Annotated in this window: 14 protein-coding genes; 8 read left to right on the top strand and 6 right to left on the bottom strand. The window is 61.2% G+C overall.

What is annotated here, in order from left to right:
* The first annotated feature begins 368 nt into the window (after positions 1-368).
* The 6 genes from gcvH to AC07S6_RS17900 all read left to right on the top strand — a co-directional run bounded on the left by gcvH (position 369) and on the right by AC07S6_RS17900 (position 7,489).
* A complete protein-coding gene (gcvH, locus tag AC07S6_RS17925; protein ID WP_014719698.1) occupies positions 369-752 on the top strand; it encodes a glycine cleavage system protein GcvH in 384 nt (127 codons plus the stop codon).
* 10 nt (positions 753-762) lie between these two features.
* Positions 763-3,600, top strand: a complete 2,838-nt coding sequence (gcvP, locus tag AC07S6_RS17920; protein ID WP_495112715.1) for an aminomethyl-transferring glycine dehydrogenase — start codon at positions 763-765, stop codon at positions 3,598-3,600.
* A 161-nt stretch (positions 3,601-3,761) separates the two neighbouring features.
* A complete protein-coding gene (locus AC07S6_RS17915) occupies positions 3,762-5,138 on the top strand; it encodes an L-serine ammonia-lyase (protein ID WP_034128553.1) in 1,377 nt (458 codons plus the stop codon).
* Between the two features lie 39 nt (positions 5,139-5,177).
* The gene (gcvT, locus tag AC07S6_RS17910; RefSeq protein WP_054898393.1) at positions 5,178-6,302 is read left to right on the top strand and encodes a glycine cleavage system aminomethyltransferase GcvT; all 1,125 of its coding nucleotides are present in this window, start codon (positions 5,178-5,180) and stop codon (positions 6,300-6,302) included.
* A gap of 391 nt (positions 6,303-6,693) precedes the next feature.
* Entirely contained in the window at positions 6,694-6,906 is a 213-nt protein-coding gene (locus AC07S6_RS17905) for a cold-shock protein (protein WP_197882998.1), read from the top strand.
* Positions 6,907-7,000: 94 nt separating this feature from the next.
* On the top strand, positions 7,001-7,489 hold the full coding sequence (locus AC07S6_RS17900) for an RDD family protein (RefSeq protein WP_197883000.1): 489 nt from the start codon (positions 7,001-7,003) through the stop codon (positions 7,487-7,489).
* 66 nt (positions 7,490-7,555) lie between these two features.
* Here AC07S6_RS17900 and nadA read toward each other — a convergent pair whose 3' ends face one another.
* Positions 7,556-8,614, bottom strand: coding sequence for a quinolinate synthase NadA (gene nadA, locus AC07S6_RS17895; RefSeq protein WP_003193840.1), 1,059 nt, complete (start codon positions 8,612-8,614; stop codon positions 7,556-7,558).
* A 471-nt stretch (positions 8,615-9,085) separates the two neighbouring features.
* On the opposite strand from nadA, the gene AC07S6_RS17890 reads away from it, so the two are divergent.
* Entirely contained in the window at positions 9,086-10,801 is a 1,716-nt protein-coding gene (locus AC07S6_RS17890; protein WP_495112714.1) for a ShlB/FhaC/HecB family hemolysin secretion/activation protein, read from the top strand.
* 120 nt (positions 10,802-10,921) lie between these two features.
* Complete coding sequence (locus tag AC07S6_RS17885) at positions 10,922-15,877, top strand: hemagglutinin repeat-containing protein (protein WP_495112713.1); 4,956 nt, start codon at positions 10,922-10,924, stop codon at positions 15,875-15,877.
* Between the two features lie 143 nt (positions 15,878-16,020).
* On the opposite strand, the gene AC07S6_RS17880 is transcribed toward AC07S6_RS17885, so the two are convergent.
* The 5 genes from AC07S6_RS17880 to AC07S6_RS17860 form a co-directional block, all read right to left on the bottom strand.
* A complete protein-coding gene (locus tag AC07S6_RS17880) occupies positions 16,021-16,482 on the bottom strand; it encodes an SRPBCC family protein (protein ID WP_495112712.1) in 462 nt (153 codons plus the stop codon).
* Positions 16,483-16,568: 86 nt separating this feature from the next.
* Positions 16,569-18,116 (bottom strand): MDR family MFS transporter, encoded by a 1,548-nt coding sequence (locus AC07S6_RS17875; RefSeq protein ID WP_495112711.1) that lies wholly within the window; start codon positions 18,114-18,116, stop codon positions 16,569-16,571.
* Complete coding sequence (locus AC07S6_RS17870; RefSeq protein WP_495112710.1) at positions 18,109-19,260, bottom strand: HlyD family secretion protein; 1,152 nt, start codon at positions 19,258-19,260, stop codon at positions 18,109-18,111. The genes AC07S6_RS17875 and AC07S6_RS17870 overlap by 8 nt, the downstream gene beginning before the upstream one ends.
* Positions 19,257-20,738 carry an efflux transporter outer membrane subunit gene (locus tag AC07S6_RS17865; protein WP_495112709.1) on the bottom strand — a complete coding sequence of 494 codons (1,482 nt, stop codon included), beginning with the start codon at positions 20,736-20,738 and terminating at the stop codon, positions 19,257-19,259. The genes AC07S6_RS17870 and AC07S6_RS17865 overlap by 4 nt, the downstream gene beginning before the upstream one ends.
* Positions 20,739-21,022: 284 nt before the next feature.
* Positions 21,023-21,763 carry an AraC family transcriptional regulator gene (locus AC07S6_RS17860; RefSeq protein WP_495112708.1) on the bottom strand — a complete coding sequence of 247 codons (741 nt, stop codon included), beginning with the start codon at positions 21,761-21,763 and terminating at the stop codon, positions 21,023-21,025.
* Positions 21,764-22,054 lie beyond the last annotated feature (291 nt).

Genomic DNA, 22,054 nt, shown 5'->3' with positions numbered 1-22,054 from the left:
TGCCTGCGATAGCGTCGGGTCATCCAACTCCTTAGTGACGGGTAGACCGCTATCGCAGGCAAGCCCCCACAGAAACCGCATTACAGATTTGGTCTGAGAACGACATTCCGTGTACTGAAAGCGCTACAGCGTAACGATATCGCTACAACCCTGTTTTTTGCGCGCCATGCAAGGCTTTGATCCACATAGGCTTTTTTTCACGCACTCGACTGTAGCGAAAACGCTACAGCACATTCGATTAAGCCTATGGCTGAATTTATTAACTCTTTGATCTATAACGACTTAATAACGTTGGCCGCGATATTGCTAAGCAACTCCTCATTATTCCAATCCCGTCCACCAGACGATTCTGGCCCTGAGGAGTTTCCATGAGCGAGTTGCGTTTCACTGAAGATCACGAATGGCTGCGCGCCGAAGCCGATGGCAGCGTCACCGTGGGTATCACCGCTTTTGCGCAGAACGCGCTGGGTGACGTGGTTTTCGTGCAACTGCCGGAGTTGCAGGCTTATACCAAGGGCGCCGAAGCCTCCACGGTGGAGTCGGTAAAAGCTGCCAGTGGTGTGTACATGCCGTTGGACGGTGAAGTCCTCGAAGTCAACGACAAGCTCGATGGCAGCCCGGAACTGGTCAACGAAGACCCGATGGGCGAAGGCTGGTTCTTCCGTTTTAAACCCGCCGATGCCGATGCAGTGGCTAAGCTGTTGGATCAGGATGCGTACGACCGCCTGATCAAAGCCAACGCTGAAGCCTGAGGAGCGCGCCATGACCGTTAATTTGACCACCGCCAACGAATTCATCGCCCGCCACATCGGCCCGCGCCAGGAAGATGAGCAGCAAATGCTCGCCAGCCTGGGGTTTGATTCCCTCGAAGCCCTGAGCGCCAGCGTCATCCCGGAAAGCATCAAGGGCACCAGCGTGCTCGGCCTGGAAGACGGCCTGAGCGAAGCCGAGGCCCTGGCCAAGATCAAGGCCATCGCCAGCCAGAACCAACTGTTCAAGACCTACATCGGCCAGGGCTATTACAACTGCCACACGCCGTCGCCGATCCTGCGCAACCTGCTGGAAAACCCGGCCTGGTACACCGCCTACACGCCGTATCAACCCGAGATTTCCCAAGGCCGCCTGGAAGCCCTGCTGAATTTCCAGACCCTGATCAGCGACCTCACCGGCCTGCCGATTGCCAACGCCTCCCTGCTTGACGAAGCCACCGCCGCTGCTGAAGCCATGACCTTCTGCAAGCGCCTGAGCAAGAACAAAGGCAGCCACGCGTTCTTCGCGTCGGTGCACAGCCACCCGCAAACCCTCGACGTATTGCGCACCCGTGCTGAACCTTTGGGCATCGATGTGGTGGTCGGCGATGAGCGTGAACTGACCGACGTCAGCGCGTTCTTCGGTGCCCTGCTGCAATACCCGGCCAGTAACGGCGATGTATTCGATTACCGCGAGCTGACCGAGCGCTTCCACGCCGCCAACGCCCTGGTCGCCGTAGCCGCCGACCTGATGGCCCTGACCCTGCTGACGCCGCCGGGTGAATTCGGTGCCGACGTCGCCATTGGCAGCGCACAACGCTTTGGCGTGCCACTGGGCTTCGGTGGCCCGCACGCGGCGTACTTCTCCACCAAGGATGCGTTCAAGCGCGACATGCCAGGCCGTCTGGTCGGTGTTTCCGTCGACCGCTTCGGCAAGCCGGCCCTGCGCCTGGCCATGCAAACCCGCGAGCAACATATCCGCCGCGAGAAAGCCACCAGCAACATCTGCACCGCGCAAGTGCTGCTGGCCAATATCGCCAGCATGTACGCCGTGTACCACGGCCCCAAGGGCCTGACGCAGATCGCCCAGCGCATTCACCAGCTGACCGCGATCCTGGCCAAGGGTTTGACGGCCCTGGGCCAGAAAGTCGAGCAGGCACACTTCTTCGACACCCTGACAATCCACACCGGCGCCCACACCGCAGCCCTGCACGACAAGGCCCGCGCCCAGCGCATCAACCTGCGTGTGGTAGATGGCGAGCGCGTAGGCCTGTCGGTCGACGAAACCACCACCCAGGCCGATATCCAAGCCTTGTGGGCCATCTTCGCCGACGGCAAAACCCTGCCACCCTTTGCTGCAACCGAAAGCACCCTGCCAAGCGCATTGCTGCGTCAGTCGCCGATCCTCAGCCACCCGGTGTTCAACCGTTATCACTCGGAAACCGAGCTGATGCGCTACCTGCGCAAGCTGGCCGACAAGGACCTGGCCCTGGACCGCACCATGATCCCGCTGGGCTCGTGCACCATGAAGCTCAACGCCGCCAGCGAAATGATCCCGGTGACCTGGGCCGAATTCGGTGCCCTGCACCCGTTCGCCCCCGCCGCGCAAAGCGCCGGCTACCAGCAACTGACCAGCGAACTGGAAGCCATGCTCTGCGCGGCCACCGGTTACGACGCGATCTCCCTGCAACCCAACGCCGGTTCCCAGGGTGAGTACGCCGGCCTCTTGGCCATCCGTGCCTATCACCAGAGCCGTGGCGAAGAACGTCGCGACATCTGCCTGATCCCGTCGTCAGCCCACGGTACCAACCCTGCGACCGCCAACATGGCCGGCATGCGCGTGGTGGTCACCGCTTGCGATGCACGCGGCAACGTCGATATCGAAGACCTGCGCGCCAAGGCCATCGAGCACCGCGAGCACCTCGCAGCACTGATGATCACCTACCCCTCTACCCACGGCGTGTTCGAGGAAGGTATTCGCGAAATCTGCGGGATCATTCATGACAACGGCGGCCAGGTGTACATCGACGGCGCCAACATGAACGCCATGGTCGGCCTGTGCGCACCGGGCAAGTTCGGCGGCGATGTGTCCCACCTGAACCTGCACAAAACCTTCTGCATTCCCCACGGCGGTGGCGGCCCGGGCGTTGGCCCGATTGGCGTCAAATCGCACCTCACGCCATTCCTGCCCGGCCACGCAGCCATGGAACGCAAGGAAGGCGCGGTGTGCGCTGCGCCGTTCGGCAGCGCGAGCATTCTGCCGATCACCTGGATGTACATCAGCATGATGGGCGGCGCCGGCCTCAAGCGTGCGTCGCAGTTGGCGATCCTGAATGCCAACTACATTTCCCGTCGCCTGGAAGAGCACTACCCGGTGCTGTACACCGGCAGCAATGGCCTGGTGGCCCACGAATGCATCCTGGACCTGCGCCCATTGAAAGACAGCAGCGGCATCAGCGTGGACGACGTGGCCAAGCGCCTGATCGATTTTGGTTTCCATGCGCCGACCATGTCGTTCCCGGTGGCCGGCACCTTGATGATCGAGCCGACCGAAAGTGAATCCAAGGAAGAGCTGGACCGCTTCTGCGACGCCATGATCGCCATCCGCGAAGAGATTCGCGCAGTAGAAAACGGCACCCTCGATAAAGACGACAACCCACTCAAGAACGCACCGCACACGGCAGCCGAACTGGTGGGCGAATGGAGCCACCCATACAGCCGTGAACAAGCGGTGTACCCGGTGGCTTCATTGATCGAAGGCAAGTACTGGCCGCCGGTTGGCCGGGTCGACAACGTGTTTGGCGATCGCAACCTGGTGTGTGCGTGCCCTTCTATCGAGAGCTACGCCTGATCTGACGGGAGATACGCGGCCAGTGTGGGAGCTGGCTTGCCTGCGATAGCGGTGTATCAGCCGACAGTGATGTTGCCTGACCCACCGTTATCGCGGGCAAGCCCGGCTCCCACATTGACCGAGTCGGCTTTCAGAAAATAATAAGAAACCGGAGAACAACCATGTCCCTTAGCGTGTTCGACCTGTTCAAGATTGGCATCGGCCCCTCCAGCTCCCACACCGTCGGCCCGATGCGTGCCGCCGCTCGATTCGTCGAGGGGCTCAAGCGTGACAACCTGCTGGAGGCCACCACAGGCATCAAGGTGGAACTCTACGGATCACTGGGCGCCACCGGCAAAGGCCACGGTAGTGACAAGGCCGTGTTGCTGGGCCTGGAAGGCGAACACCCGGACACCGTGAATACCGAAACCGTGGCAGCACGCCTGGCGCAGATGCGCAGCGACGGGCGCCTCAACCTGCTCGGCGAACACAGCATTGCGTTCAACGAGAAAGAACACCTGGCGATGATTCGCAAGCCCCTTGCCTATCATCCCAACGGCATGATCTTTCGTGCCTTTGACGCCGCCGGCATCCAGACCCGCAGCCGCGAGTACTACTCGGTCGGTGGCGGTTTCGTGGTGGATGAAGACGCGGCGGGCGCCGACCGTATCGTCGAAGATGCCACACCCCTGACCTTCCCGTTCAAACACGCCAAGGACTTGCTCGGCCACTGCACCACCTATGGCCTGTCTATCAGCCAGGTGATGCTGACCAATGAAAGCGCCTGGCGCCCGGAAGCGGAAACCCGCAGCGGTTTGTTGAAGATTTGGCAAGTCATGCAGGATTGCGTCGATGCCGGCTGTCGCAACGAAGGCATCTTGCCCGGAGGCTTGAAGGTCAAGCGCCGGGCTGCAGCCTTGCACAGGCAGTTGTGCAAGAACCCGGAGTCGGCGCTGCGCGACCCGCTGTCGGTGCTCGATTGGGTCAACCTGTATGCGCTGGCGGTCAACGAAGAAAACGCCAATGGCGGCCGCGTGGTCACTGCGCCCACCAATGGCGCGGCCGGGATCATTCCCGCCGTGCTGCACTACTACATGCGCTTCATCCCCGGCGCGAACGAAGACGGTGTGGTGCGCTTTTTGCTCACAGCCGCCGCCATCGGCATTTTGTACAAGGAAAACGCTTCGATCTCAGGCGCCGAAGTCGGTTGCCAGGGCGAAGTCGGCGTGGCCTGTTCCATGGCCGCAGGCGCACTCTGCGAAGTGCTGGGCGGCAGCGTGTCCCAAGTGGAAAACGCCGCCGAGATCGGCATGGAACACAACCTCGGCCTGACCTGCGACCCAATTGGCGGGCTGGTGCAGGTGCCGTGCATCGAGCGCAATGCCATGGGCTCGGTGAAGGCGATCAATGCGGTGCGCATGGCCCTGCGTGGCGACGGGCAGCACTTTGTGTCCCTCGACAAGGTCATCCGCACCATGCGCCAGACGGGCGCCGACATGAAAAGCAAATACAAGGAAACCGCCCGTGGCGGTTTGGCGGTCAACATTATCGAGTGCTGACGCCCACAAGCGCGTCGGCACGTTTTTCAGGAGCTGAATATGTCCACCGAAACCCTGTTGAAAACCCCATTGCATGCCCTGCACCTGGAACTGGGCGCACGCATGGTGCCCTTCGCCGGCTACGACATGCCGGTGCAGTATCCATTGGGCGTGATGAAGGAACACCTGCATACCCGTGAACAGGCCGGGTTGTTCGACGTCTCCCACATGGGCCAGATTCGTCTCACTGGCGCGAATGCCGCCAAGGCTCTGGAGACCCTGGTGCCCGTCGATATCATCGACCTGCCAGTAGGCATGCAGCGCTATGCGATGTTCACCAATGAGCAAGGCGGCATCCTCGACGACCTGATGGTCGCCAACCTGGGCAACGACGAATTGTTCCTGGTGGTCAACGCCGCCTGCAAGGACCAGGACCTGGCGCACCTGCGTACACATATCGGCGACCAATGCACCATCGAACCGCTGTTCGAAGAACGCGCCCTGCTGGCCCTGCAAGGCCCGGCGGCAGTGAAAGTATTGGCGCGCCTGGCCCCTGAAGTCACTCAGATGACCTTCATGCAATTCGCCACCCTGCGTTTGCTGGGCGTGGACTGCTACGTCAGCCGCTCCGGCTACACCGGTGAAGACGGTTTTGAAATCTCCGTGCCGGCCGCCAATGCCGAGAGCCTGGCCCGCAGCCTGCTGGCCGAAACCGAAGTGCAGGCCATCGGCCTGGGCGCTCGCGATTCGCTACGCCTGGAAGCCGGCTTGTGTTTGTACGGCCACGACATGAACACCGACACCACGCCAATCGAAGCCAGCCTGCTGTGGGCGATTTCCAAGGCTCGGCGTGCCGATGGCGCACGGGCCGGCGGCTTCCCGGGCGCCGACCGCATCTTCACTCAACAGCAAACCGGTGTGGCGCGCAAACGCGTAGGCCTGCTGCCGCAGGAGCGTACCCCGGTGCGTGAAGGCGCTGAAATTGTCGATGCGCAAGGTACGGTTATCGGCAGCGTCTGCAGCGGAGGCTTTGGTCCAACCTTGGGCGGCCCTCTGGCAATGGGTTACCTGGACAGCGCATTTGTCGCACTGGATACCGAAGTTTGCGCAATGGTACGTGGGAAAAAGGTGCCACTGCGTGTAAGTAAAATGCCATTCGTTCCGCAACGTTACTACCGTGGCTGATTGACTGTTTCTATAAGTAACGCGGTTGCGTTAATGTGCACTAAACTGTAACGCAACCGCCATAAAACAGTGCATTCACGATAGGCTTTTTATAGCTGACGCCCTATAACAAGTGAATAACTCTATCGAATAAGCCAGTATCAGAACATTCAACAAAGTGTCATGAGCCCCAGTAAAATCAGGGCCTGCACAAGGGCTTGTTTTTTTCATATTAGTTGGCGTAGAGTTTGCCCACTGTGTTTGCATGGGTCGCTTGGAACCTGGACCTGGGCAGTAGCTCAAGTAGTTGCTACAACCCGTTCGACGTCTCTTACTTTCCTGCAACCCAGCCCAGTACTCTTTCGTTTGAAAGGGGCTGTCATTAATTTTTAGCGTCAAAGGAAAGAAGAAAATGGCTGAGCGTCAGAGCGGTACCGTCAAGTGGTTCAACGACGAAAAAGGCTTTGGTTTTATCACTCCTGAAAGCGGCCCGGATCTGTTCGTGCATTTCCGCGCAATTCAGGGCAATGGCTTCAAGAGCCTGAAGGAAGGCCAGAAAGTGACTTTCGTTGCCGTGCAAGGCCAGAAAGGCATGCAGGCTGACGAAGTAAACGCAGAAGGCTGATCCTTTCTGCGACAAAAAGCCCCTGATATGACATCAGGGGCTTTTTTATGGGCGCCATTGCGTAAACTGCGTGCTTTCTCCAGAGAGCCCTGCCATGTCCAAACCCCTGTTGAGCCCCCAGGGCGAATTCCCCGCCGTTGGCCTGGGCCGTCGCCTGGCAGCGATGTTCTACGATTTCCTGCTGTGCACCGCCCTGCTGATCGTCACCGCGTTTATCTACAAGCTGGTGTGGATCGCCTTCGTGGGCGAAGCGAAGATGCGCACGCTCACCGAGTCCGGCGCGCTGGACGGTGACCCGTTGCTGTCGACTCTGCTGCTGTTCGTGCTGTTCGGGTTCTTCGCCAAGTTCTGGACCCATTCGGGGCAAACCCTGGGCATGCAGGTGTGGGGCGTGCGCGTGCAGAACGCTGACGGCTCGCGGATCAGCCTGTGGCAGGCACTGTTGCGTTTTGTGGTGTCGATTGCGTCATGGCTGTGCGTGGGGTTGGGGTTTATCTGGTCGTTGTTCGATAAACACAAACGCAGCTGGCATGACATCTATTCGGATACCCAGCTGGTGCAGATCCCGAAGCCAAAGAAGTAACTCAAGCGCATCACAGATCAACTGTGGGAGCTGGCTCCCACATTTTGATTTGTCTCAGCCTGAGGATCAGGCGTTGCCGGCCAGTTTCAACCGTGCTGCCTGGGTAAAGTCGAGCATGCGCTTGAGCGGCCGTACCGCCTGCGGAATCACCGCCGGTTCCACGAAGATCTCATTACTGCCCTCACGCAGGCATTGCAACGTGCGCTCCAGCGTATTCATCGCCATCCACGGGCAGTGCGCGCAACTGCGACAGGCTGCACCGTTACCGGCGGTAGGCGCTTCGACGAAGACTTTGTCCGGGCACAGCTGCTGCATCTTGTAGAAGATGCCGCGGTCGGTGGCGACGATAAAGGTTTTGTTCGGCAAGCGTTGCGCTGCGGCGATCAGCTGGCTGGTGGAACCCACCGCGTCCGCCAGTTCGATCACCGAAGTCGGTGACTCCGGGTGCACCAGGATTGCCGCATCCGGGTACAGCGCCTTCATGTCTTCGAGCTGCTTGGACTTGAACTCTTCGTGGACGATACAGGCACCGTCCCACAGCAGCATATCGGCACCGGTCTGGCGCTGGATGTAGGTGCCCAGATGTTTGTCCGGGCCCCAGATAATGGTCTCGCCGTTGTCCATCAGGCTTTCGACGATTTCCAGCGCGCAGCTGGAAGTCACCACCCAATCCGCCCGAGCTTTGACCGCCGCCGAGGTGTTGGCATAGACCACCACGGTGCGCTCGGGGTGCTGATCGCAGAACGCGGAAAACTCATCCACCGGGCAACCCAGGTCCAGGGAGCACGTGGCTTCCAGGGTAGGCATCAGGATGCGTTTTTCAGGCGTAAGGATCTTGGCAGTCTCGCCCATGAAGCGCACGCCAGCCACCAGTACGGTTTTGGCCGGGTGAGCGGCGCCGAAGCGCGCCATCTCCAGGGAATCGGAAACACAGCCACCGGTCTCTTCGGCCAGGGCCTGAATCACCGGGTCGCAATAAAAGTGGGCAACCAGCACCGCGTCCTGAGCCTTGAGCTCGGCGGCGATGGCGGTTCGCAGGCTCGCCTCTTCGGCAGCGCTGAGCACCTTGGGCTGCTTGGCGTCGAGGTGAGCTTGAACCAGTAGGCGTTCGGAAATGTGCGTCATGTTCGCAAGACCTGCAGGCGCAGTAGCGCGAAAGTCGAGTGTACCACCGGCTCAGGAGCCCTTCGGGCGCCGCCGGACGAAGTGTTTTTGTTCATCAAGCACGGGTACAGCTTAAAGCTGCGCAAGGCTACAGAATATCCAATGGATTCAAAAGCCTAATCTGGTGACCGGGCAAGGTGCCCAGTTCCTGGCCGCGGCACGCCGATTAGGTGACACCCAAACAACAATCAAAACCGCGCCGCCCCCTCCCGCCTCCTGAAAAATCAGGATTTTTGGGCTGAGATGCCTATTCGCGCACTGAATTTGTGCATTTGAGCACTGCATCACACGATTTTTCTTACAGAATGTGCAATAAATCCTACGGCGATGTAACAAACCGTTCAGCACTCACTCAAGTGGGGCAAGTCTGCGCTGAGTTCAAGGTTTAGCTCGTGCGGTGGATCGTGTGTATTTCTACGTTAAGGATGTCGAGTGCCAAATCAGCTCTCAACCGGACACTTGAGTTGTACCCGGAACCTGGGCATTGCCCTCCTCTGCCTGTGGGCGCTGCCCGTGGCTGGCGCCGAGGCGCCGCAGCCAGGCCAGGAAGCCCTGCGCTTGCAACAGCAACAGCAACGCGACCTGCAGCAATTACAATTGGAGCAGCGCCAACGCCAGATGCAACGTGGCAGTTTCGGTACGCCAGCGGCCACACCGGCCTTGCCAACAGACATCGCCAAGGACGAACGCTGCTGGCCCTTGAGCGGTACGCGCCTGGCCGGGGTCACGCTGTTCAGCCGTGCCGAGTTGGATAAACACATCGAGCCCTACGTGGCGCCTTGCATGGGCGTCACCCAGATCAACCGCCTGCTGGCAGAGATCACGCGGCTGTATGTCGAGGCCGGTTTTATCGCCAGCCGCCCCTACCTGCTCAGTGCGCCCGCCGCCGGGCAACCGCTGGATATTCGCGTCGAAGAAGGCTACCTGGAGGCTATCGAACTGGCCGACCAGAGCCTGCCGGTGTCATTGGGCGGGGCTTTCCCCGGGATGCTCGGCAAACCACTGAACCTGCGAGATCTGGAACAGGGCCTGGACCAGCTCAACCGCCTGCGCTCGGTGGACCTCACCGCCGACATCGCCCCAGGCAGCACCGCGGGCGCGTCGCGCATCATCCTGCGCTCGCGCAGCAGTGCCTCGCGCTGGGCCCTGGGCCTGGGAGTGGATAACCTCGGCAGCGCCGGCACCGGGCGTGATCGCAATGCGATCAACTTGAGCCTGGACAGCCCGCTGCAAATCAACGACTCGCTCAACCTGAGCTTCAGCGACACGCTTAACCATGGGCCACGCTACAGCCGCAGCCACAGCCTGTTCTACTCGATCCCCTACGGTTACTGGACCTACAGCCTGTTCGCCAGCCATGCCGAATACCGCTCGCCGTTCAAACTCAGCCGCACCACGTTTTACAACAGTGGCCGCACCGATCAGGTCAGCCTGCGTAGCGACCGTGTGTTGTGGCGCGACCAGGGCCACCAACTCAGCGCCAACCTGCAACTGGCCTACAAAGACGTCGACAGCTACCTACAGAAGGTACACCTGGACATCCAAAGCCCCACGCTGACCGTAGCCGAAGCGGGCCTGAACCTGTTCTGGCTCAACAGCGCGGTGTGGAACCTGGACGTCAATTACGCCCAGGGCCTGACCTGGTTCGGCGCCGATCGCGATGCCGACCAGGTGCAGAAAAACCGGCCCAAGGCGCAGTTTCAAAAGTACCGCGCCAACCTCACCCAATGGCGCAACGGCCAATGGGCAGCGCAGCCATGGCAGTGGCAGAGCCAGTTGTCGGTGCAGTACAGCCCGGATGCGTTGCCCGCCATCGAACAGCTGCTGATCACCGACGACTCGGCCGTGCGCGGCTACCGCGAAAACAGTAGTTCCGGTGCCATTGGCGCGGTATGGCGCAACACCTTGCGCCTGCCGTTCAACACTGACTTGCCGGTGAAGCTCACCCCGCGCCTGGGCCTGGACAACGGCTGGGTCAAGCACGAACACGGCGCCCAGAGCCAACGCCTGAGCGGCGCCAGCGCGGGGCTCAACCTGAGCTGGAAGAACGTGCAGCTCGACGTCGACTACCAACGCAACCTCAACACCCCCACAGGTTTTCGCCAGGAGCCGGAGGTCTGGCTGACGCGCCTTAGCGTGCAGATATGAGTGTGCACCGATGAGCCAATACCTGTTTTTAGCCTGAGTCACTGCCGTACCTGACCACCCCAGCAGCGCTGCAACGAACAACGCGCGTCGTGGATCAGCCAACACAGAGCGAGATTATTTATGCCGACTACTCCACACAGGTTCCACCTTTCACCCCAGGGCAAACTGCGCTGGGCCATAGCCAGCCTGTTCCTGCTGCCGCAGCTCGCGCTCGCCGCAGGCTTGACCGTCGTCGAAGGGCCTGGCGGCACGCCGCAACTGCAAAACCAGGGCGGTGTACCCATCGTCAACATCGTCGCGCCGAACGCCGGTGGCCTGTCCCATAACCAGTTCCTGGATTACAACGTCGACCGCCAGGGCCTGGTGTTGAACAACGCCTTGCAGGCTGGCCAGTCCCAACTTGCCGGGCAACTAGCGGCCAACCCGCAGTTCCAGGGCCAGGCGGCGAGCGTGATCCTCAACGAAGTGATCAGCCGCAACGCCTCGACCCTCAACGGCGCCCAGGAGATTTTCGGCCAGGCGGCCGATTACGTGCTGGCCAACCCTAACGGCATTTCGGTGAATGGCGGCAGTTTCATCAACACGCCCAATGCCAACCTGGTGGTGGGCCGCCCTGAACTCAACGACGGCAAGCTGCAAGCCTTGAGCACCCGCGATGCCAACGGCCAACTGACAGTGCAAGGCCAGGGCCTGCACAACCGCGAAGGGTCCATCAACCTGATCGCGCCGCGCATCGACAGCGAAGGTCGCCTCAGTGCCCGCGATCAATTGAACCTCACCGTCGGCCGCAACCAGGTCGATTTCGCCAGCGGGCAGGTACGCCAGGTGGACCCGGCCAGCAAGACCCAGGACCAACGCATCGACGCGCGCCTGTTCGGCGCAATGCAGGCCGGGCGCATCAACATCATCAGCACCGCCGAAGGCGCCGGTGTACGCGTGGGCGGCGTGCAGGTGCAAGGCACTGACGGGGTGAAGATCAGTTCGGCCGGCGACCTTGATATCAGCGGCCAAGTGCGTGCCGACAGCCTCGACGCCACTCGCGCTGGCGTGCACAGCCGCCAGGGCGATATCGACTTGCACAGCGCCAAGGACCTGAACCTGGCCGCCACCGACGTGAGCGGGCGCAACGTCAAACTCGACGCCAGCCGCAACCTGACCCTCAGCAGCCTGGAAAGCCGCAAGCTCCAGGAAAAGCGTGAACAGTGGGACAACAGCAACTTTCTGTTCACCTACGAAACCTACGACCGCACCACCAGCGACAAAGACTCGCGCCAGCACGGCAACAAGGTTGTGGCGCAACAGGATGCGGCGCTGTCTTCCGGTGCCAACACCGAGATCAAAGCCAGCCATGTGGAAGCGGGCAACACTCTGCGCGTCGACAGCGGTGCCGACCTGCACGTTAACGCCGCCACCGAAACCCATGAAACCCGCGACCAGGGCAACCATCGCAAGCACCTGTGGAAAGCCAACTGGGATAAATCCAGCAGCGAACAACGCAGCATCACCAGCAGCCTCAAGGCCGGAAAGACACTGGAGTTGACCAGCCAACAGAAGCTGCAATTGCAAGGCGCCGAGCTGAAAACCCCCGGCGATATTCAACTGGCCGCCCGGCACGTGGAAATCGCCAGCGCCAGCCGTACCCAGAGCAGCCGCGACAATGCCTACTCCGGCGACCTCACCGGTGGCAGCTTCTTCGGCAAGCAAGGCGACGGTAACCAGGGCAAGACGTCGAACACTGGTAGCAAGGTCAACGCCGACGGCAAGCTGATCGTCAAGGCCGACGACGTGCGCATCAGCGGCAGCCAGGCCCGTGGCGGCAAACAGGCCAGTGTCATCAGCGACAAAGGCTCGCTGGTGATCGACGGCGTCCAGGACACCTCCCACGACAACCGCTACAGCAATGACAGCAAGTTCTTCGGTATCTCCAAGGATGAAAGCCGCAAGAACCTCAAGGACAGCACCGTGGTTGCCAGCAACCTGCGCTCGGACAGCAACCTCAAGCTGCAAAGTGCCAAGGACATCACCGTCAGTGGCTCCCAGGTGTCCGCCGCGGGTGAACTGCAAGCGGATGCCAAGGGCGATATCAAGGTCGTTGCCGCCGAGAACACCACCCACGACACCACTCGCACCCATAGCCGTGGCTTCGATGGCTACGCCAAGGAAACCGAGGGTGTCAGCCGCCAGTACCGTGCGGGCCTGAGTTATGAAGACCAGCAGCAAACCCGCCAGACCGACACCGCGCAACAACAGGCTTCCAGCCTTAAAGGCGCCAGTGTGGCGGTTAACGCCGCAGGCGATGTCAGCATCACCGGGTCCAACCTCCAGGCCACCGAAGGCGATGCGAGCCTGAGCGGCAAAAACGTCGAGCTGTTGGCCGCCCACGACAAGCGCACCGAAGCCGTCGACAAAACCGCCACCGGCGGCAGTTTCTACTACACCGGCGGCATTGATCGGGCAGGCAGTGGCGCTCAGTTCAGCCACCAAAGCAGCCAAGACACCACTGAAAAAACCACCGCGCAAACCAGCACCGTGGCCGCGACCGGCAAGCTGACCATCAACGCTGGCAACACCTTCACCAGCGAGGGTGCACAGGCCAAGGCCGGCGCCGAACTGCAGGTCAACGCGGGTCAGATCGACAACCAGGCTGCCCATTCCACCGAGACCAGCACCCACAAGGAAAACGGCTGGACCGCCGATGTTGGCGCCAATGTGGAATACAAAGGCATTACCCGCCCGATCGAAAAAGCCGTCGAGGGCGTGGCCCAGGCCAAGTTCCATCAGCCCGGTTTGCTGGACGCGTTCGAGCAACCCAATGTCGGCCTGGACGTGGAAGTCGGGCACACGAACAAAACCGGCACAACGAAGGACAGCACCGCCGTGGTCAGCCAGTTCAGTGGCGCCACGGTGCAGGTCAATGCGGCCGGCACCTTGCAGGACGAGGGCACCCAGTACCGCGCCACCGAGGGCGGGCTGAACATCAAGGCGGGCGAGCAGGTTGCTACCGCAGCGGCCAACACCCACAGCAGCAGCGAGCAAGGCGTGGACGCCAAGGCTGGCGTGCGGGTCTATACCACCACCGGTGAAGACCTGAATGTGCGCGGCAGTGGCCTGGGCGGCAGCAGCGATGTGCGCGAGTCCAGCAGCACGGCGGTGGTCGGCAGCTATGTGGCCAGCCAAGGCGTGAGCATCGAAGCCAAGGGCGATGCCCGTTATGAAGGCAGCCAGTTCGACGGCGGCCAGGCCGGGGTCAACCTCAAGACCGGCGGTGAGCTGGCGCTCAACCAGGCCACCAACACCCAGAGTAAAAACAGCAGCACGCTGCGCGGCAACGGCTCACTGACGGTGGGCACCGCACCCGGCGCCAATGGCAGCAACGTCAACCTCGGTGCCGGCGTGCAGTTGGATAACAAGCGCCTGGACACCCAGGACAGCCAGGCCCAGGTCGCAACCATCAAGGGCAGCGGCCCCGTCCAGCTCAACAGCGGCGCTGACATGACCCTGCAAGGCACGCAGATCGGCAGCACCGGCGCGAAGGCTGGCGATATCAGCCTCAATGCCGGCGGCAAGCTAAACCTGCAAGCTGCCACCGATAGCCACGTCAGCAACGGCAGCAACCTGGGCGGCGGCCTGACCCTCGGTGCCGGCAAGACCAGCAGCGCCGAAAGCAGCAGCAAGACCGGCAGCCTCAGCGCCAATTTCAATATTGGCAAAGTGGCGGAAAATGACCAGAGCGCCGTCGTCGGGCAATTGCACAGCAGCGGCAAGGTCAGCCTCGCCAGTGGCGCTGAGGCAACCGATGCCATCCACTTGCAGGGCACTCAGGTCAGCGCAGCCAGCGTTAGCCTGGATGCGCAAAACGGCGGCATCCTGCAAGAGTCTGCGCAATCGACCCAGGCCCATGGCAACTGGGGCGTCACCCTGGGCGCAGGGGGCAGCGTCGGCAAAACCACCTTGGCCGACGCCGGTGAACATGAGACACCCAAGACCCAGCGCGGCATCAATGCGCGGGCCAAGGTCGATGTGGATCACTTGCAAGGTACCACCCAGCACAACAGCCTGATCACGGCGGGTGACGTCACCCTCAACAGTGCCGGCGATACCCATCTGGCCGGAGCGCGTATCGACGCCGACAAGGTGCATGGCACTGTGGGCGGCGACCTCGTCGTCGAAAGCCGCAAGGACCAGGTCAACAGCACCCAGGTGAATGTCGACGCCAGGCTGGATGTCGAGAAAAACCAGCCGGGGGTGGTGGATAAGCTGGCCAAAGCCAGCGGCCCATTGAAGGGCAAGGTACAAGCCAAGGCTGAAGGCGCGTTCGACAAGCATCGCGACAAGCTGGAGAACGTCGTCGACAAAGGCACCGGGCACCTGGCTTCGGCCAAGGACAGCGTGGTCAACAGCGTGGTCAATGCCAAGGAACGCTTGGGCGAAAAACTCACCCGCAGTGGCAGCTACGACGTGAACCCGCAACCCCGTGGCGCCTTCGGCACTCGTGTGGACAAGGCCAAGGCTTACCTGGCAGATAAGACCGATGCCCTGGGCACGCGCCTGTCTGGCTTCAAGGATAAGGTCTGGCCAAAAACCAGCGACAGCTACAACGTCAGTGGCAAAGACACCACCGGCAGCAAGGTGGCCAATACCGCCGAAAGCGTGTTGTTCGGCGACAAGAGCGGCAACACCAGCTACACCCCGACTCTGTATCTGGATGTCAGCCATGTGGCCAAGGACAGCGTCACCCAGGCGTCGGGCATTCGCGCAAGCCAAGGCGTCAACCTGCAGGTCAAGGGTGATACCCAGCTTACGGGCGCGCGGATCAGTGCGCCCAATGGCAAGGTTGAGCTCGGTGGCTCCAAGGTGACGGCAACCACACTGGCCGGCAGCGACTACCGCGCCGATGTCGGGCTGAACGTTTCGAAGTCACCGGTCAACCTGGCCCTGGGTGCCAAGGATGAACTGACCCAGAAACACGACGACGCCACGCGCAATGACCAAGCCTTCAACCTGGGCCCGCTACGCGCGGGTGGGCACAGTGAGAGCCAGGCCTTGCAGGCGGGAATTGATCAGGCCATCAATTAACGCTTAAGACAGCAGAATGCTTCTGTGGCGAGGGAGCTTGCTCCCGCTGGACTGCGCAGCAGTCCTATTCTCAGGGTCGCTTCGCGCTCCAACGGGAGCAAGCTCCCTCGCCACGGAATCAGCCACTGCCTGCTCTTCCTATGTCAGTTGAAGAGTGCCTGTACGTTCTTCATCGCGTCATCGGCAAAGCCTTGCAGGAAAGCTTCGAACGCCGGTACGTCTTCCTTGCCGCCCGTGTACGGCTGGCCAATGATGGTCCAGGTCACCAGGCTCTGGTTCGGGCCCTTTGGCACCACCTCCATCAGCGCCCACAGATTGCCGATGTTCAGCGAGGTGTAGATCAGCGACCAGGTCATGGTCATGGTTTGGTCGTCATGGCTGTTGAGTTGCTCGATCACCACATTGCCGTCCTTGAACACTTTCTTGCGTACCGAACGCACGCCCTCGCCGGTCATCTCGATATGGGACAAGGCCGGAATAAACTTCGCGAAACCGGCGAAATCTCCGACCACATTCCACACACTGCGAGCATCGGCCTTCACGCTGACGCGGGCGACGACAGGGTTGCCGATTGGATGACGGACCAGGGTATCGGGTTGTCGCATAAGAGAGCTCCTTTTTTCCGGGGAGCGCATGGTGAGCGCCTACCAAACGCAGTGGGCTGTATACATTCAACACCTGCCTGGCGTGGTTATCCGCTCTTGGCCGCCTGCCGTAATGCCAAGGCAGCTACCCCGCACACGATCAGCGCGATACAGGACACATAGAACGCGTCGCTGTAGGCCATCAGGTACGCCTCGCGCCGCACGGTGTGGATCAAGCCGTCGATCACCTGCTGTTGAGCAGGTAATAGCTGGTTGAAGATAAAAGCCTCGCTGTCGGCCATGCTGGCGCGCAGGCGCTCCTGAAAGGACGGGGAAAACAGGGTGATCGACTCCCCTACCCGCTCAGAGTGAAAGCGTTCGCGCATGGCCACGATCTGCGTCAAGCCCGCAGTGCCCACGGCACCACCCAGATTGCGCAGCATGGAGAACAAGGCCGAGGCCGAGCCGGCTTCATCTTTGGCCAGGCCAGACACCGCCAGCACGGAAAGCGCCACCATGATCAGCGGCTGCCCGATGCCCCGGACCACGGTGGACGGAATAATCACGTTGGCGGCGCTGTCCACGTCCAGGTGCGCGCCGAGGTAGCACCCCAGGGCCATGATGAAAAAGCCACTGGCGACCATCAGTTTCGGGTTGAGCCACTTCATCAGACGCGGCATGAACGGCGCCAGAACCAGTTGCACCATGCCGTAGGCAATCAGGCTGATGCCAATCTCCCGAGCGTTGTAACCCTGCAACTGAGACAGGTAATTGGGCACCAGGAACACCAGGCCGAAGGTGGCCGCGCCAAAGATGAACATCGCTGCGCTGGCCACGCCGAAGTTGTAGCTCTTGAGCAGGCGCAGGTTGATGAAGGAGCGACTGCCATACAACTGCGACAGCACGAAGTACACCAAGGCAGCGCCGGCAATCAGTGACATCCACACAATGAAATCGGAGCCGAACCAGTCCTTGCGGCCACCTTCTTCCAGCACGATCTGCAAGCCACCCAGGCCGACGATCATGGCGATGATCCCGCCCCAGTCGCCGCGCTTGAGCAGGCTCAACTGCATGGGCTTGGCATCGATGGACCATGCCACCGCCAACAGCAAGAGAATGCCGGGAGCCAGTTGCAGGTAGAAGATCCAGCGCCAGGAATAGGCATCGGTCAGCCAGCCGCCAATGGACGGCCCGGCGGCCTGGGCGACGCTGTTGGACAGCGCGAACAAGGCCATGCCCATCGCGATCTTGCTGGGCGGCAGTTCAGTGATGATCAGCTGGAATGACAAAGGAATCAGCACTGCGCCGGCAGCGCCCTGGATTACCCGAATGATGATCATCACTTCCAGGTTGGGCGCCCAGGAGCAGGCAATGGACGCCACCAAAAACACAAACGAGCCCACGAGCATCACTCGCCGCAGGGAGAACACCTGCACCAGCCACGCCGTCAGCGGAATCATCACGATTTCTGCGACCAGGTAGGCGGTGGAGATCCACGAGCCTTCCTCGAACGTCGCCCCCAGGGAGCCTTCGATCTCCGGCAAAGCGGCGCTGGTCACGTGCACGTTCATGCCAGCCATGAAACAACCGAACAGCCCACCGATCACCGCCACCCAGGCGCGAAAGGAGACGCTCTTTTCAGCCGCTTCAGTCATGTGCAGCGCCCTGCTCAGCTGGGCGGGTGTCCACCGTGGTGATCACCGACATGCCCGGCAGGATGGGCCCGCCTTCGTCATGCTCATCAATGACGATCTTGACTGGAAAGCGTTGCACGATCTTGGTGAAGTTGCCGGTAGCGTTGTCCGACGGCAAAAGTGCGAACACCGCCCCGGAGCCTGGCGAGAAGCTCACCACATGGCCTTTGAGCTTGCGTCCCGAATAACTGTCGACGCTGATATACACCGGTTGGCCGGCACGCATATCGCGCAATTGGGTTTCTTTGTAGTTGGCCACGACGTAAGCCTGCTGCAAAGGCACCACCGCCAGCAGTGGCAACCCTGGCGCGACGTATTGGCGGGTACGGACTTTGCGCTGCCCCACCACGCCGTCGATGGGTGAGCGGATCAAGGTGTCCTCCAACGCATGCGTCGCCAGGTTCAACTGCGCCTCGGCCTGGCTGCGCCGGGCTATCTGCTGCTGGAGCGAAGCCTGGGCCAGTTGACGGCGGGTGATGGCCACGGTCAAGCGGGTTTCCTGCTGGCGTTGCATCGCCTTGGCAATTTCCACCGCAGCATTGGCCTGGGTGTAACTGGCGGCGGCCGTTTCCAGACGCTGCGCGCTGGCAGCATGTTCGCGCACCAAGCCTTCGTAGCGACGCTGGTCGAGGCTTGCGCGGCGTAACTCAGCGGCCACACTGCGAGCATGGGCCTCAGCCTGGGCAACCCCGGCCTTTTGCTGGGCGATCAGGCTGTCAGTGACTGTCAAGTTGGCCTCTTGCGCTGCCACCGAGGCCTGGGTCTCGGCCAGTTCTGCGCGGGCTTGTGCCAAGCGGGCCTGGTAGTCACGGTCCTCGATGCGTACCAGCACATCCCCTGCCTTGACCGGCTGATCATCCTCTACCATCACCTCGGCCACGTAGCCTGAGACTTTCGGGCTGATGGGGATCCAGTCGGCCCGCACATACGCATCATCGGTCTGCTCCAGATAGCGGCCGACGGTCATCCAGTACAGGCCGAACACCGTCACCGCGATTAACAGCGCGGCGCCACCCAGCAGGATCAGATGTCTTTTGTGGCGTGTGTTGCGCGCAGGCACTTGTTCATCCTGGACAGCAGTTTTTTCATCAACGGCGATATTCATGGCTGGGTACCGGAAAAAGTGGTGTAAGCATGGGTGGAAACTGAAGACTGCCAACCACCGCCAAGGGCACGGAACAGGCTGATCTGGCGTTGCAGTAACCGGCCATCGGCGTCGGCTCGGGCGGCCTGCAAACGGATCAGTTCACGCTCACTGTCCAGTACGTCGAGAAAGTCGATGGCCCCCGCGTCATAGTTGAATTGGGCCAAGGTGTAGGCCTGGCGGCTGCTCTCCAGCGCCTGGCTCAGGGCCGCATGACGCTGCCGTTCGCCGTCGTACAACGCCAGGGCCTGGCGCACCTCCTTGAGGGCCTTGAGGACGCTGGCCTCGAACTGCGCGACCTCCACCTGCTCGAGTGCCCGTGCCTGCTTGACCCGCGCGCGGTTGGCCTGCCAATTAGGGAACTGCCAGGTAATCAGTGGGCCGATGCCGAACATCACCGCACTGCTGTCCCCCAGCTCATGGGGTTTGTTGGCCGAGGAGGACACTGAAGCGCCGAAGGTCACCTTGGGGTACAGGTCGGCCTGGACGATATCCACTTGCAGCGTGGCCGCCTGCAACGCGCGCTCGGCCTGACGTATGTCGGGGCGGCGCGCCAATAGTTGCCAGCCATCACCCACCGGCAACTCGGCATTGAGTTGGGGCACCACTTCACACGTTGCGGCGCCAGAGCCTTGGTCCAGTTCAGCGACGCCGGTCAGCATGGCCAATTCGTAGAGCGCGGCTTGTCGACGCGCCTCCAACATCGGCAGCAACGCCTGGGTTTCGCCTTGCAGGGCTTGCATGCGGCTGTATTCAAGGTCTGTCACCACACCGGCCTGGCGCTGGCGATCGGTCAACGCCAGGCTATGCCCGACCACGTCCAACGAATGGCGCTGTACCTTGGCACGCGCCCCCAGGGCGCAGGCATTCACATAGGCGCGAGTGGTTTGCGCCACGACCGTGATGCGCAGCAAGTCCTCGGCATCCTGCGCCGCTGCGGTTTGCACTTGGGCACGTTCAATGGTGCGCTGAACCTGGCCCCACACATCCACTTGATAAGCCAGCTCGAAGCCTGGGTTGAATGCCCACTCTGACGGCGCATGGCTATCGGTGGCCTTGGCCAGCGTCTGGTCATCGGCCGTCTTGCCATAAGCGGCCCCCAGCGACGCCTGGGTGGACGGCCAGCGCTCGGCATCGGCCTGCTGGATCCCGGCCAGCATCGCTTGCACATGGGCCTGGGCCGCCGCCAGGTCGCGGTTGTGCAGCAACGCCTGTTGCACCAGCGCATCGAGTTGCGGATCGTTATACAACTGCCACCAGCGCTCAGGTAACGCTTGGTCCGAGACACCTTGGGGCAGGTGGCTCAGGGCATTGATGCGTTCCGGATGTGGCTGTGCCGGCGTATGGGCGACCCAGGACGAACAACCCGCCAACACCACCGCCGCCACGCCGAGCAACGAGAGACGGCCATGCCGTGGGAAAAAAGAAGGCGAACCCATCGAAGAAATCCAGAAAGCCAAGTAGAGACGCAGGGTAAAAGCGCAACGGGGTGCGCATCTCCCGAGTTCTGGACAACCATCGTTTCGATTGGGACAAAGTAGGACGGCGCTTCTGAGTCGCGCGTCGAACTCGTTCAGAAATGTGGGAGCGGGCTTGCCCGCGAAGGGGGTGTGTCAGTCGGTGCATCGGTTACTGCACTAAAGCTTTCGCAGGCAAGCCAGCTCCCACATTGGATCTTCATCGCTCCCTCGCCAAAGTGCCAGTCACGGCTACCGCTGTGAATTCAGACCAGGCGACAGTGACTCGGGGTGTATCCCAGGGTGCGCTTGAACATCGCGGTAAATGCACTCGGGCTTTGGTAACCGTGCTCCAAAGCCACCTCCAAAATGGAGGCGCCACTGGCCAGCCGCTGCATGCTGAGCAGCAACCGCGTGCGCTTGCGCCACTCGCCATAACTCATGCCCAGCTCTTTCTGGAACAGCCGAGCCAGGGTGCGTGAACTCATATTGAGTTGCACCGCCCAACGCTCCAGTTTCGACTCCTGGGAAGGGTTATCGATAAACTCCGCGCACAGCGCCTTGAGCCTCGGCTCATCCGGAATCGGCACATGCGCCAGCACTCGCTGCGCGCGGTCAAGCTCCGAGAAAATCAGCTCGACAATTTGCACATGACGCAACGACGCCGCCTGGCTTTCAGGTTCATCGCCTGCAGCCACAATCAGCTCGCGCAGCAACGGTGAAACCCTGATCACCTCGCACTCCTGCGCCAACCGACCATGCGCCCCCGGCGAGATCAGCAAGGTGCGCATACGCACCTCGCCGGTCATGCGGATCTGATGCTCCATCGCCGGTGGCACCCACAGGGCATGCCCGGAAGGCAGCACCCAGGTTGCCTGCTGCACCGACACCAGCATCACACCGTTGATGGCATAGACCAGTTGGCCCTCGTCATGTCGGTGGGCAGGCACAATGTCGCCGTGAAGATAGTTACCGGCAAGGGCTGCCAAAGAGGTATGCGCGTTCATTTCAGGAGGCCGCGAACAGGTGAGGTCGGCCAGTGTTGGAAGGGTCCTGAGGTGTCATGTCGCTTCTCCTTTTCTTGAACAGCGTGACCCGTTGGGCCTCGATGGGCACTGGATACAATACTAAGCAAAGAAAGGGTGAGGGGAATTGCGTATTGGGGTGGGTAATTGGGATAAACGTCGAGGAAAAATTAAAAAACCCGGAATATTGGGGAGTGGATTTCAATAAACAAAGATTGTCGCTTTTGGGGATAATAGGGGCTCGTAAAAAGACCCTGTGAGCCTGTCACCTTT

The sequence above is a fragment of the Pseudomonas sp. GW821-FHT07B01 genome (genome assembly GCF_059419065.1).
This window is presented reverse-complemented; position numbering and strand designations above follow the sequence as displayed.